Raw genomic sequence first — 14,539 nt, forward strand, 5'->3', positions numbered from 1 at the left:
GGGCTATTACACGAACGTTTTAGCCCAAGCACGAAAATTCCGCACTACTAATATATCGCAAACCAAATCTCAACCTCTTTCGGTTTGACGAGCACCTCTTTTTGGTTGTGTAACAAGGTGCATATCATTTGATCTTGATGCATATCATCTGAACTGTACGAAATTTTGATACCTTGACCGAAATCCATAATCAAAACAAATAATAAAGTCAGTCAGCTATGAAATTAAGTAACGCGAATAACTTAGTCAGAGATCTGCAATCAGGCGTGACTGAAATAAGCCAAGTCGTTGGTGTGATTCGTGATGTATCAGAACAAACGAACTTGTTAGCGCTCAACGCAGCAATAGAAGCGGCACGTGCAGGAGAGCAAGGCAGAGGATTCGCAGTGGTTGCTGATGAAGTTCGAAATCTTGCTAGCCGCACTCAAAATTCAACTAACGAAGTGCAATCCACGATTGAGAAACTGACTCAACAAGCAGAACGGACCTTTAAGGCAATGCAAAGCAGTAACGAGAAGGTTGATCACAGTGTTGTCGCGTCTAACGAAACCCGTCAACAACTCGATGTGATTGTGAATGAACTGCATAACGCCAATGACATGGTGGCACAAATTGCCGCAGCCTCGGAGCAGCAAAGCACGGTAGCCACTGAAATGAGTGAAAGTGTTACTGGGATTCATCTCGCTGCAAATGAGGTACTCCAAGCCTCACAATCGCTCGCAGAAGACAGTCAGAAAATGGCGAACACTACAGAACACCTTACTGAGCAATTGAAATACTTTAAGGTTTAGCATCAATAGGACTATTAGCTTAAAGATAAAAAGCTCATAAAAAACACCTCCGCACTTGCGATAAGTTCGGAGGTGTTTTTATTTATGGCTAGTCATTTGCTATAAGCAACAAACGTCTAAAGCATCAAGCCTAATGCGCCGCTACTGAAATTTTCGGTGGGTTGATGTTGTGCTTCTTAAACTCTTTCATCACACGCAAAGTAATGTCGGTTTCAAACAGCTTCTCATACGCAGTATCCACAACGTAAGCCTTACAAGTTAGCTGTATTGCTAGGTAGTTATCGGTAATCGTCTGTTTAACCAAAACCGTTACAGGTTTCGGCAAGTGGATATAACGACTTGAAGACGCCGCTTCTTGAATCAGATCGCGGGCTAGGGTGATGTCTTCATCCATACCAACGTAAAACGGAATCACCACCTGCATGTCCAACGCACCGTAGTTACCACTGGTGGTCACTTCATTTAAGAACTTGTTGTTCGGAATGGTAATGATGTCATCGTTCAGGGTTCTCATTCGCACTGAACGCAAACCAATGGTAATGATATCACCGTAGTTGCCTTCGAACGTGACGCGGTCACCAACTTGAAAGGGTCTATCAATCATTACCGTGATGCCCGCGATAAATGATGCTGCCAAGTCTTTAAGCGCAAAGCCGACCGACACGGCGAGGGTACCACCAATCAAAGCCAGTATTTGGTCGTTGATTCTAAAGCTCATCATGAACACGATAAGACCGGTGCTCACGTAGATAAAGAACTGAGTAAACGACTGCAGTTTTTGTAGCAACATTCGATATTGCACGAATTGGCTACCAAAACTGGTCACCATTGAGTTGATGAACTTGAGCAGTAACCACATCGCAGCAATAACGATCATGGAGAAGAACACGCCGCTCCATCGCACTAGGCTAGCTATCTTTGAGATGTTTTCTACATTGGCTAACTCTTCCGTCGCAAAGGTCGGGAAACTGACAGCACTTGCCAAGCCAACAAATAGTAGGATAAATAACTTCTTCATTTTACTTCACCAGTAGATGTTGACGGTCGAGAACGTTAGTAATGTGGCGGAACCAGTGCTCGGAAATTCGAGCCTTTTCTTCATGCCAACCAATATAACCACGGCTTTCAAAGTAACGCAGAATACCGGTTATCTCAGCCGTACTTAGCTGCGTACAATCAGACAATACTTCCGGAGAAGCGATTTCCAATTGCACGATAGAACGAAGCACAGCCAACATAGGTTTTGGCATGTTTTCCAGCTCCTGTGCTTCAGGAACATGGAACAAGCGCACCACTGCTTGATCGGTATCTTTGTTTCGATTCAAAGAGAGTCGGAAGAAGCGAAGAGCAACGGTAGGGTTACCATCAGAGTAATGCCACAAGATTCGGTAGAAACCTTGGCGGGCGCGATCTTCCTCGCTCATGTCATCTTGGTCCCACTGTTTAGGCACCACTAAACCATCAAACGATAACGGCTTCTCAAGCTCCGTATTGATACGGCTGTTTAAAAGCTCACCGACTTGTTTCTCAGTCCAACGTGGTAGAAAACACACCAAATCAAACAGCAGACGTTCACCACGCGCACGATCGACAAATCGCCAGCTCGATTTAGCAATCGAAATCACGATACGGTGGTTCTTTTTAGAACGGCGCAATAGGTTGGTTAAACGGATCAAATCAGACAAGCCGCCAACCATTGGCTTAACTAGACGTTGTGCATTGTCGATCGCAATCAGGTACGTGGTCTTGCTTTTACGAAGATGCGCCAAGATCTGAATCTCAGTCGCTTTTTCTTCCAAACCGATGCTCACCGCTAGATGTGCTAACAGCTCTTGGTAACCCGCGTAAGGGCAACTTACGTAGACAGGCTCAGCGTTAGAGACTTTGTGCAGCAGGGTATAAAGCAGCGTTGTTGCGCCCACACCACGTTCACCTGAAACAATACAGATAGCAGGGCTGTCTGACATCAAGTAGCGAGACAGTTGCTTAACCTCATCACCGGCGTAATCAATCAGCGTGCTGTCGATATTACCCGGTAGGATGTATTCATAGGTTTGATCGCCTTTGATTCGAACCAAGTTTTGCTGATTCTTGTCAAGGTCAGACTGCTTAGCCACTTCAATTCTAAACAGGTACGCCAAAGCTTGGCTAAACAGTGTGTAATTAGACAGTAAGGCCATGATGCGGTGTTGGAAGTTGTAAACACTCAACCATACGATGCCAATGGCCGTCGCCAATATATTAAGTAAGAAGGTATCCTTGCGGTTTACTGCCCAGTTCACCCATACCGGACGATCAGAGATGTGTTGCAGCGTATCGAAGACTTTCGCACGCCATAATCTAAGCACTGAAATGGTAACCAGTACAAACCAGAAAAATAGGGCGCTGTAGATCCAGCTATAGATAGTGCCTTTGCCTAGCGTGATACTCGATATTTGCAAAGTCACACCCGCAACAATGAAGCTCCAAACATAACGGCGAATGGTCGATAGGCGCAGCGCAATCACTTCTTGATTAGATGTGCGGCCCAAACGATACGCAAATTCCAAAATAAAGCTGATAGCAATCGAACCACCTAGAATCCACCAAGTGAAGATCTCAAGGAAAATCAGGTGTTGCAGGCTAGGGATGCTGGAGAGCACTCTTAGAGAAAGCGTAATCGCAATTAACCAAGCAATCGCACGATCAGCGCGGCTGATGTACCAGATCACACGTACTAAAAATGGAGGGTTCGTTTTCGCTTCAAGAAAATTAATTCTGAACAATTCGATCAAGCGAGTGCTGTTGGCAAGCCACCACGCTAAACCAAAATAGATAAACAACACTTTTAACGATGCACCAATCACAGGCACTGGCGAAATAAAGATGTCTTTAACGAGCGCTTTAAAGCTACGAATCTGGAAGTAAACAAGATACTCAATGTTGAGCTTGGTTAATTCCCACTCTTGTTTAAATTGAGTTACGCCGTAAGGGCCAAAACCCGTTAGGCGCTCTTTATTAGCGGAGTTCGTCTGCTCTAACAGGTGTTGCTTGCTCACATTCAAGCTATTCAACGTGACGTAGCTGGTTTGAACGGCAAACCATTGTTCGGCGTCGTTGTTTGCTCTGTAGGCTTTTATCTGTTGCTCGAAGGTTTTGATTTCCTGCTTTTGAACTTGTAGCACTTCAGCGAGCAATATATTGACTTGGCGTCTGTCCGACGGCTCCATAAAGAGGGGGTCGGGTAACGAATCAATTCGATCATCGAGATCAACAGCAGAATCGGATACCTGCGGCTGAGATTGTAAGTCATATTCCAAGTTGGCATGACTAGGCCAAGAGAGAATGGCCAAAGTGAGGATTAAGAAGCGCGATAGTGAACGCATAAAAGTCTCTTAGAATTATGAGGTTAGGATTACTATAGTTAGATAATCTGACTTTGTGAAATCCAACCCCGTGTCGGGGGCGAGTACTTTATTCCTGTTTCGAGCGATTTTGTCATGAAATTGTCAGGGATTAGGCTAGTATTTGAGCATCTTTGTTATGTCTGCTGTTGCGTTGATCGGGTTGGCTTTTACTGTGACCAATCAGCATACGATATATTCAATGGTTGGCACGATTTAGGACGTTATATACCGCCCATTATGGGGCGCTGTTCGATATTTTGTTTTTCCTTAAAATCGACGGCTTATCGGCGATAAATAGAAAATCAAAAATGTGAGTCAGCTCAAACTATGATTTGGCTAGGTTATCACTCACTTAATGGCCAGTAATTGCAATCAATACTTGCAGTTAAAGCCCTGAACAAGTAACGTTGCGGCGTTTTTCACATTAAAAAGGTAATGGCATTGATCTCCACAGCAAATATCACCCAACAATTCGGCGCTAAGCCACTTTTCGAAAATATTTCAGTTAAGTTCGGCGAAGGCAACCGCTACGGTTTAATCGGCGCGAATGGCTGTGGTAAATCGACGTTCATGAAGATCCTATCTGGTGAACTTGAGCCAAGTGCTGGTAACGTAAGCTACGATCCAAACGAGCGCGTTGCTAAGCTAAACCAAGACCAATTTGCTTACGAAGAATTCACGGTAATCGACACGGTTATCATGGGTCACAAAGAGCTTTGGGCTATTAAGCAAGAGCGTGACCGCATTTACTCTTTGCCAGAAATGAGCGAAGAAGACGGCATGAAAGTGGCTGACCTTGAAGTTCAGTTCGCTGAAATGGACGGTTACATGGCAGAAGCTAAAGCGGGTGAGCTTCTTCTTGCGGTAGGTATTGAAGAATCAATGCACTTCGGCCTTATGAGCGAAGTAGCACCGGGTTGGAAACTTCGTGTTCTATTGTCTCAAGTACTGTTTGCAGACCCGCATATCATGCTTCTTGACGAACCAACGAACAACCTGGATATGGACACCATCAAGTGGTTGGAAGATACGCTAAACCAACGTAACTGCACAATGATCATCATTTCGCACGACCGTCACTTCCTAAACTCTGTTTGTACACACATGGCTGACCTTGATTACGGCGAACTTCGTCTATTCCCAGGTAACTACGATGAGTACATGACGGCTGCGACTCAAGCTCGTGAGCGTCTACTGTCTGACAACGCTAAGAAGAAAGCGCAAATTGCTGAACTTCAAACGTTCGTATCTCGTTTCTCTGCTAACGCATCGAAAGCGAAGCAAGCAACGTCTCGTGCTAAGCAGATCGATAAGATCCAACTAGACGAAGTTAAAGCGTCTAGCCGTCAAAACCCATTCATCCGTTTCGAACAGTCTAAAGAGCTATTCCGTAACGCACTTGTGGTTGAAAACCTATCTCAAGGTTTTGAAGAAGACCTATACAACAAGTTCGACGGTATTTTCGAAGTAGGTGAGCGTGTTGCTATCATCGGTGAGAACGGTGTGGGTAAAACAACACTACTTAACACACTAGCTGGCGCTCTTGAGCCTCGCACTGGTGAGTACAAGTGGTCTGAAAACTCAAACATCGGTTACTACGCTCAAGATCACGCACATGACTTCGAACAAGACATGAACCTGTTTGATTGGATGAGCCAATGGCGTCAAGAAGGCGAAGACGAGCAAGTTGTTCGTGGCTTCCTAGGTCGTATGCTATTTGGTCAAGACGACATTAAGAAATCTGTAAAGGTTATCTCTGGTGGTGAGCAAGGTCGTATGCTTCTTGGTAAGATCATGATGCATAAACCAAACATCCTTCTAATGGATGAGCCAACAAACCACATGGATATGGAATCTATCGAAGCGCTTAACTTGGCTCTTGAGAACTACAAAGGCACATTGTTCTTCGTATCTCACGACCGTGTATTCGTAGACTCGCTTGCAACTCGTATCCTTGAAATCAAAGATGGCAAGATCAACGATTTCCGCGGTACTTACGCTGAGTTCTTGAAAGCACGCGGCTAAGCTTTAAGTTAGCCTTAGTTTTCAACTCTATGCGTTGGAAATTAAGCTATAAATTGAAAATTAAAAACGCCGTCATACTAAAAAGCATGACGGCGTTTTTGTATCTAGCTAAGTTTCTATGTATTTATCCTTGATGGGTCACTAACTATTTACATCAGAACTTTACAATTAGAAGCGGTTAGTGAATCACCAATCAAACCTACGCTTTTTTCCGACTGCTGATTATTCACCTTTCACATCAAAGTCAATCTTGTCTGCACCCGTGAACACTTGGAAGCGTAAACCTTTAGCGCGAGCAATCGTAGTGATGCCGAACTTCTGCGCTAAATCTAAGCCCATTTGTGTAACGCCAGAGCGTGACAGTAGAACAGGGATTCCCATCTGCGCAACCTTAATCACCATCTCAGACGTTAAACGGCCTGTGGTGTAGAAGATCTTATCTTCACCTGTCTCTTTGTTAAGCCACATCTCACCAGCCAATGTATCAACGGCATTGTGTCGGCCAACATCTTCAACAAACGATAGAACCTTGTCGTCTTTGCAAACAGCACAGCCATGAACCGCACCCGCTTTCTTGTAGGTGTCGTTATAATGAGTCAGCGCTTCTAGAGCCGTATAGATTTCAGATTGCTTAATCTTGGTTTGAGGCACTTGGTAATCTTCCAATTGCTTCATCACGTTGCCATACATGGTACCTTGGCCACAGCCAGAGGTAACTGTCTTCTTCTTAAGCGCTTGCTCAAGTTGGCTCGTATCTTCTTTGGTGATAACCGCTGCTGAGCTGGTTTCCCAGTCGATGATGATTGATTCAACGGCTTCTGGATCAGAAAGGAAGCTTTGGTTTTTCAAATAACCCAAGACTAATGCTTCCGGGCGTGAACCCAATGTCATTAGAGTTACGATCTCTTTCCAGTTCAACATAACGGTAAGAGGGCGCTCGCACGCAATTTGTTTCGTTAGCTTTTCGCCATATTCATCAAACACTTCAACTTCGATGGTCTGAAGTGGGTTTTCACTGGTTTTTATTATGTTTGGTTTTACCACAGTCACGTCCTACTTAATGAGATAGCGATTATAAGGGATAAGAAGTTAGGCAAGAGTCATCATACGACTCTTTAGAATACATGCGTTCTCTGTCACTTAGTCAGTCTTAGCTTTAACTCAAGCATTTAGCAATTCTCATTCCAAAATAGCGGCTATTCGAGAAAACATGAAGCATTCGATTAAAATAGCGCAAAATATGAGAGTTCACCGAGACTAACTGTCTCAAACCAACGCGATCGACTAACGTTATAGGGGTAACTTTACGACAAACGCACTAAAGACGGAGCAGGACTTAAAATGTATTGGCGTGTTTATTGCTTTGTAGAGGGTATATGATTATGCGAAGTACAAAATGTCCTACGTACGATCAGAATAAAGAAAATCAATTGGGTGCAGTATGTCTGAGATAAAAGAATTCCAAGAACACTACGAAAAAACAGAATCAGCTTGGCCAATAGGTGTCCAAAGAATAGAGAAAGAGATCAAAACTGGCATTTGGGTAGCAACTCAATGGGAACTCATCGGTTTTGAATTATCACCTGAACATGAAACCCCAGACGTATGTTTGCTTCAGTTGCACAAAGACGAGCGTACAGACTATCGTTTCAACCTAAGCTCTCAGCAACCTAAGCTTTTCTTAGTGATGGATAATGTCGATTCAGGCGTTAAGCCCGTCATTCAGTTACTTACAGCATCACAAACCGTTGCAGGGCAATACATGGACGGTGACAACCAAGTCCTTTCATACGACATTCCGTTACCTGTACAAGCTTGGATGGAAGCGTTCATCGGTCGTCATGGTGAGTTATTAGAAGCAAGACGTAAGAAACGTAAAGGCGCGGGTCGATCAAATGGCAACTAACTTTTTTAGCCGTTGGTCTCAACGAAAGCTTGATGAATCAACCGACCAACCTTTAGAAGCGCAACAAACGCTTGAGGAAACTGAGCTTACTTCCGCAAAGACTTCGTCTGCTGCTTCATCTATAGACGCAGAAACATCGGAGTCATTAGAACGTGGAACTTTGGAAAAAGAGTCTCCAGAACACGCTGTCGATTCTCAAACTATTGACTCTCAGGAGATAGCATCAGAAACGACTGAAGACTTGTCTGTTGCTCAATTATTGGTGTCAGAAGCTTCAGAAAGCGTAAAAAAAGCGGCATTGCGTAAATTATTCCTCTCAGAAGAATTCAACGTTCGTGATGGTTTAGATGATTACGACGACGATTACAGTAATTTGAAGTCTCTTTCTGAAGGGGTTGCGGAAACCTTGCGTGATTGGGTTAAAGACAAAACGGAAGAAGAAACTGCGCCAGAAGAAGAGCAAATCATTGATAATAAAGACGAAGGTGAAGTTTTAGAAAATTCTGAAAGCGATCTTGAGGTATCTGATAATAAACTTGAAACGTCAGAAAGTGCCGAAATAACCGAACAAGAAAAAGAACTGTATAAAAACACAGTATCGGATAATAACGCTACAATGTCAGACGAAGCAGACCTGAAAGAGGTGGGACAAAATATACCACACAAAGAATAGGTACATTTTGACTAAACACTCAATGAACCGCTTGCGACAAAATGTCCCAAGCGGTTTTTTTATACGCACAATAAACGTTATATAGGATTAAATCACTGAAATATAAGGCATATTAAATTGGCATGGCATTTGCAAAATAACGTTCATTATCAACTTTTTTGTAGATAGACGAGTTCACGGTCTGACGAACGACACACTGGCTAAAGGGTTAGTTGTTAACGGATTACTCAGCAAGTTCTCTCTCGCTTACTACAATAAAGGTTGAACAGATTATCCATGTCCAAAGATGGAACTGAGCAATGCTTAAACAATTATTAGAACAAGCAAATTCAAATAACGCTAAAGCAAGACTGTATGCATTTGAAAATACAGTTGAGTTAACAAATCTGATTCCACCTACTGTTAGCTACGAAAGCGGCGGTAATACACTTGTTATTGGTCCAACTGCGATCATTGAAAGTGCTGCGGCTCAATTACCTCAGTTAACAAGCCTAACACTGCTTTCGACAGATGGTGTGAAGGCAACGAATACTGAGTCAGAGCTTTACTACGCAAATGCTGTTCAGGTTTCAGGGTTCCTTGGTACGTTCGAAGTTCTAATCGAAAACAAAGGCCTAACCAATAACCTTGCAAAAGTAGCAATCAATCATGACTGTTTTGATGTGGTTTTGGACTTATGTCTGAATAGCTGCATGACTGAAGAAGTGCCTGTTCCTGGTTATTACCCAGTAGGTCGAGGCTATCCAAAACTGGCTGAAGCGTTAGAAGAAATTCCTACGTTAATGGGCACGTTTGATAAGCCTAAGTTCTTCCGTTTGGACACAGACCTATGTGCACACAGTTCTCGTGGTGTTAAAGGTTGTGAGCGTTGTGTTGATGCTTGTCCTGCTGGTGCACTTTCAAGTGAAGGCTCAGATAAGACGGGTCATAAGATCGAGATTAACCCTTACCTATGTCAAGGCGTGGGTACGTGTGCAACGAGCTGTCCGACAGAAGCTATCTCTTACGCATTACCTAACCCTGACGATACTCAAAAATTCATTGAACGTACGCTAGCTAACTACGAGCAAGCGGGTGGTCTGGATCCAATCGTACTTATCTGTAGCTCACGTCATGAGACTTACAACGTGATGGCTCTTAAAGCGCTACCAGATAACGTGATTCCAATTGTCGTAGAAGAACTGCCATCTATTGGTATCGATACTTGGTTTGCAGCTTTAGTTAATGGCGCAACTCAGGTTCTGTTTGCCGCATCTCGCTTTATGCCAGAAACGATCATTCGTGTTCTGAATAACGAAGTAGGGATTGCTCAAGAACTACTAGATCAAATCGGTATTCCAAAAGAAACCATCGATATTCTGTACTTAGAATCTCTACGTGAATGTCCTCCAACACTTTGTGTGGATTCATTCGACCTTGCACTTGGCGATCTTCAAGGCAACAAGCGCCAACGTCTATTTACAGCACTTGATGCGATGTCTTCAGCTCGTATTCCTGTTGAAAATATTGTTGAGCTTCCGTCAAACGCACCTTACGGCAACGTTTCGTGTGATAGCAAAGATTGTACGTTATGTATGAGCTGTGTGGCTGTGTGTCCGACACGTGCACTTCATACCGACGGGGCTTCCCCATCACTTAAATTTGTAGAACAAGACTGTATTCAATGTGGCTTGTGTGAAAAGGCATGTCCTGAAAATGTTCTGACTCTTACGCCTCGTATGAACTGGGTAAAAGAAGAACGTCAACAAGCGGTTGTGATTCATGAAGAGAAAGCTGCGGAATGTGTACGTTGCCATAAACCATTCGCACCTCAGTCTATGATTGACATGTTACAGAACAAGTTACGCGGTCACTCTCACTTTTCAGATGAAGCAGCGATTAATCGTATTGCTATGTGTGAAGACTGCCGTGTGGTGGATATGTTCGATTCAATGGCTCAAGACCCATTGAAACAATTGAAATACTAGGAGTTAGCCTTGGAAACGAATTTGGATCAGGCACAAGAACAGACACTAAGAACTGAGATCTATTTGGTTCTATCCGCACTGTTTCGCAGCGCACCTTCTGAAGAGGTGATCGACTTTCTAAAAACACTCGATATTGAAGCGTCTGAAAGCGCAATGCAAAAGGCTTGGATTGCCATTCAACAAGCGGCAACAGAATCAAACCGTGAAGCTCTTGAAGACGAATATCAAGATTTGTTCATCGGTATTGGGCGTGGAGAAGTCGTTCCATTTGGTTCTTGGCATCGCACTGGCGCCATGATGGAAAAACCATTGGCAGAGATTCGTCATGACTTAGAGCTTTTAGGCATTGAGCGTGACGATCAAGTGAAAGAGCCGGAAGATCATATCGCAGCACTGTGTGAAGTGATGGCGATGCTAACGGCTGAAGAAGAAGCACTGCAACAGGCGGTATTCAATAAGCACCTTGGCCCTTGGTTTAACTCTTTCACGCGTCAGCTTGAAGGGGCAGAAAGCGCGAACTTCTACAAATCGGCCGCTCAACTGTGTGAAGCATTCTTAACGTTAGAACAAGTGCGTTTTAGCGTGAATACAAAAAGCAGTAAGCACAAATTAAAGATTGATGTGAAAAACGTCACTGATTACGAGTAATCGAGCAGTACGCGATTATATCGATAGAGGGGCATTAAGCCTCCAAAAGATCTACCGTAAGGTAAGGAAGCAATGATGAAAGATAATAAAGATATAAATACAAGCCGTAGGGATCTACTCAAAGGCTTGACGACTGCAGCCGTTGCTGGTGCCGTTGTCGCTGGTACAACTAAAGTGGCAACCGCTTCAGAAACTGTTGAAATTTCGAAAGAAGACGTGAAGAAGACAGGGTATCGTGAGACGCAACACATTCGCGATTACTACGACACACTTTAGGAGATAACGGATGAAACTTGTCAAACGCTCCGATAGTGTGAGCAAAGAAACCAATCAGCTAGGTGTGTCTCGACGTGCCTTCATGAAAAACACTTCATTAGCTGCTGGTGGCGCAGTGGTAGGCGCAAGTCTATTTGCACCAGGTATGATGAAGAAAGCACAGGCTAAATCAGTCGATCCAGAAGCGAAAACAGAAGTGAAACGTACTATCTGTTCTCACTGTTCTGTGGGTTGTGGTATCTACGCTGAAGTTCAAAATGGCGTATGGACAGGTCAAGAGCCTGCATTCGATCACCCATTCAACGCTGGTGGACACTGTGCGAAAGGTGCAGCACTTCGTGAGCACGGCCACGGTGAACGTCGTCTTAAGTACCCAATGAAATTGGAAGGCGGTAAGTGGAAGAAGCTTTCTTGGGAACAAGCGATTGAAGAGATCGGTAACAAAGCGCTAGAACTTCGTAAAGAGTCTGGCCCTGATTCAGTTTACTTCCTAGGTAGTGCGAAACACAGTAACGAGCAAGCTTATGCATTCCGTAAGATGGCTTCGCTTTGGGGCACCAACAACGTTGACCACCAAGCACGTATTTGTCACTCAACCACAGTAGCCGGTGTTGCGAACACTTGGGGTTACGGTGCAATGACAAACTCGTTCAATGACATGCACAACTGTAAATCGATGCTGTTCATTGGTTCGAACCCAGCAGAAGCTCACCCGGTTGCGATGCAGCACATCTTAATCGCGAAAGAGAAGAACAACTGTAAGATCGTTGTTGCGGATCCTCGTCGTACGCGTACTGCTGCGAAATCTGATCACTATGTTTCTCTTCGCCCAGGTTCAGACGTTGCGTTTATCTGGGGTGTGTTATGGCATGTCTTTGCTAACCAATGGGAAGACCAAGAGTTCATCCGCCAACGTGTATTCGGCATGGACGAGATCCGTGAAGAAGTCGCGAAGTGGAGCCCAGCTGAAGTTGAGCGCGTTACTGGCGTAAGTGAACAAGACGTTTACCACACAGCAAAACTGCTTTCTGAAAACCGTCCGGGTTGTATCGTTTGGTGTATGGGTGGTACTCAACACACGACGGGTAACAACAACACACGTGCTTACTGTGTACTTGAGCTTGCGCTAGGTAACATCGGCAAGTCAGGTGGCGGTGCAAACATTTTCCGTGGTCACGATAACGTACAAGGCGCAACCGACCTTGGCGTACTGTCAGACACACTTCCAGGCTACTACGGCTTGTCTGAAGGTTCTTGGCGTCACTGGTCAAAAGTTTGGGATATCGACTTTGACTGGGTGAAAGGCCGTTTCGACGACAACGCATACGGCGGTCAAAAACCAATGAACAGTGCAGGTATTCCTGTATCTCGTTGGGTTGATGGCGTACTTGAAGACAAAGACAAGATTCGCCAACGCGAAAACATCCGTGCCATGTTCTACTGGGGTCACGCAGTGAACTCTCAGACTCGTGGTCCAGAGATGAAGAAGGCGATGCAGAAGCTGGATATGATGGTTATCGTTGACCCATACCCAACAGTCGCGGCAGTAATGAACGATCGCACCGACGGCGTTTACTTGCTTCCAGCAACCACTCAATTTGAAACCTACGGCAGTGTAACGGCGTCAAACCGTTCTCTACAGTGGCGTGATAAGGTTGTTGATCCTCTGTTCGAATCTAAGCCTGACCACGAAATCATGTACCTTCTTTCTAAGAAGCTTGGTTTCTCTGATCAACTGTTCAAAAACATCCGTGTTGAGAACAATCAACCATTGATTGAAGACATCACTCGTGAATTCAACAAAGGTATGTGGACGATCGGCTATACAGGTCAAAGCCCAGAGCGTTTGAAAGAACACCAACAAAACTGGCACACGTTCCACAAAACCACGCTTGCTGCAGAAGGCGGCCCAGCGAATGGCGAGACTTACGGTCTGCCTTGGCCATGTTGGGGCAACCCAGAAATGAAACACCCAGGTACGCATATCCTTTACGATACGTCTAAACCAGTTGCTGAGGGCGGCGGTAACTTCCGTACTCGTTTCGGTGTCGAATTTGAAGGTCAAAGCCTATTGGCTGAAGACAGCTACTCAAAAGGCAGCGAAATCAAAGATGGTTACCCAGAGTTCAGTGACAAACTGCTGAAACAACTGGGGTGGTGGGACGACCTAACAGCAGAAGAAAAAGCCTCTGCTGAAGGTAAAAACTGGAAGACTGACGTTTCTGGTGGCATCCAACGTGTGGCTATCAAGCATGGTTGTATCCCGTTTGGTAATGCGAAAGCGCGTGCGATTGTTTGGACATTCCCAGACCGCGTACCTCTACACCGTGAGCCACTTTACACGCCACGTCGTGATCTTGTTGCTGATTACCCAACATGGGATGACAAAGAGGCGATCTTCCGTGTACCTACGCTTTACAAGTCGATTCAAGAGCAAGACAAATCTGGTGAATACCCGATTATCCTGACTTCTGGTCGTCTGGTTGAGTACGAAGGTGGTGGTGAAGAGACACGTTCTAACCCTTGGCTAGCAGAACTTCAACAAGAGATGTTCGTTGAAGTGAACCCGAAAGACGCGAACGACATCGGCTTTAAAGACGGTGATGATGTTTGGGTTGAGGGTGCTGAGAAGGGCCGAATTAAGGTGAAAGCGATGGTTACACGTCGTGTGAAACCGGGGCTGGCATTCATCCCATTCCACTTCGGTGGTAAGTTCCAAGGCGAAGATTTGCGTTCTAAATACCCAGAAGGCACTGATCCTTACGTTATTGGTGAAGCTGCTAACACAGCAACCACATACGGTTACGACCCTGTCACGTTGATGCAGGAAACGAAAGTAACCCTTTGTAATATTCGTAAAGCGTAAG

10 protein-coding genes and 1 pseudogene are annotated in these 14,539 nt (G+C 44.7%); 8 read left to right on the forward strand and 3 right to left on the reverse strand.

What is annotated here, in order from left to right; translation table 11 throughout:
* Positions 1 to 227: 227 nt before the first annotated feature.
* Positions 228 to 791 (forward strand): annotated as a pseudogene (locus tag AB4209_RS11545) (methyl-accepting chemotaxis protein); the annotation flags it as partial.
* Between the two features lie 130 nt (positions 792 to 921).
* On the opposite strand, the gene AB4209_RS11550 reads toward AB4209_RS11545, so the two are convergent.
* Together AB4209_RS11550 and AB4209_RS11555 are read right to left on the reverse strand one after the other, a co-directional pair.
* Positions 922 to 1,809, reverse strand: a complete 888-nt coding sequence (locus AB4209_RS11550; RefSeq protein WP_048612067.1) for a mechanosensitive ion channel family protein — start codon at positions 1,807 to 1,809, stop codon at positions 922 to 924.
* Between the two features lies 1 nt (position 1,810).
* Complete coding sequence (locus AB4209_RS11555) at positions 1,811 to 4,156, reverse strand: ATP-binding protein (RefSeq protein ID WP_372055927.1); 2,346 nt, start codon at positions 4,154 to 4,156, stop codon at positions 1,811 to 1,813.
* A gap of 462 nt (positions 4,157 to 4,618) precedes the next feature.
* On the opposite strand from AB4209_RS11555, the gene AB4209_RS11560 reads away from it, so the two are divergent.
* The gene (locus AB4209_RS11560) at positions 4,619 to 6,202 is read left to right on the forward strand and encodes an ABC-F family ATPase (RefSeq protein WP_050650342.1); all 1,584 of its coding nucleotides are present in this window, start codon (positions 4,619 to 4,621) and stop codon (positions 6,200 to 6,202) included.
* Between the two features lie 222 nt (positions 6,203 to 6,424).
* Here AB4209_RS11560 and AB4209_RS11565 read toward each other — a convergent pair whose 3' ends face one another.
* Positions 6,425 to 7,246, reverse strand: coding sequence for a formate dehydrogenase accessory sulfurtransferase FdhD (locus AB4209_RS11565; protein ID WP_017068189.1), 822 nt, complete (start codon positions 7,244 to 7,246; stop codon positions 6,425 to 6,427).
* Positions 7,247 to 7,643: 397 nt separating this feature from the next.
* Between AB4209_RS11565 and AB4209_RS11570 the strand changes: the two genes are divergently transcribed.
* From AB4209_RS11570 to AB4209_RS11595, 6 genes are all read left to right on the forward strand, one after another.
* Positions 7,644 to 8,108 carry a DUF3305 domain-containing protein gene (locus AB4209_RS11570; protein ID WP_017070541.1) on the forward strand — a complete coding sequence of 155 codons (465 nt, stop codon included), beginning with the start codon at positions 7,644 to 7,646 and terminating at the stop codon, positions 8,106 to 8,108.
* Positions 8,098 to 8,781, forward strand: a complete 684-nt coding sequence (locus tag AB4209_RS11575; protein ID WP_372055929.1) for a DUF3306 domain-containing protein — start codon at positions 8,098 to 8,100, stop codon at positions 8,779 to 8,781. The genes AB4209_RS11570 and AB4209_RS11575 overlap by 11 nt, the downstream gene beginning before the upstream one ends.
* A gap of 299 nt (positions 8,782 to 9,080) precedes the next feature.
* Positions 9,081 to 10,748, forward strand: coding sequence for a 4Fe-4S dicluster domain-containing protein (locus AB4209_RS11580; protein WP_372055931.1), 1,668 nt, complete (start codon positions 9,081 to 9,083; stop codon positions 10,746 to 10,748).
* A gap of 9 nt (positions 10,749 to 10,757) precedes the next feature.
* A complete protein-coding gene (locus AB4209_RS11585) occupies positions 10,758 to 11,396 on the forward strand; it encodes a molecular chaperone (protein ID WP_017059621.1) in 639 nt (212 codons plus the stop codon).
* 75 nt (positions 11,397 to 11,471) lie between these two features.
* Entirely contained in the window at positions 11,472 to 11,672 is a 201-nt protein-coding gene (locus AB4209_RS11590) for a twin-arginine translocation signal domain-containing protein (protein ID WP_008217926.1), read from the forward strand.
* 10 nt (positions 11,673 to 11,682) lie between these two features.
* Positions 11,683 to 14,538, forward strand: a complete 2,856-nt coding sequence (locus tag AB4209_RS11595) for a formate dehydrogenase subunit alpha (protein ID WP_372055933.1) — start codon at positions 11,683 to 11,685, stop codon at positions 14,536 to 14,538.
* Position 14,539: the final 1 nt, after the last annotated feature.

The sequence above is a fragment of the Vibrio sp. 10N.286.48.C11 genome, from assembly GCF_041469805.1.
Taxonomy (GTDB): domain Bacteria; phylum Pseudomonadota; class Gammaproteobacteria; order Enterobacterales; family Vibrionaceae; genus Vibrio; species Vibrio crassostreae_C.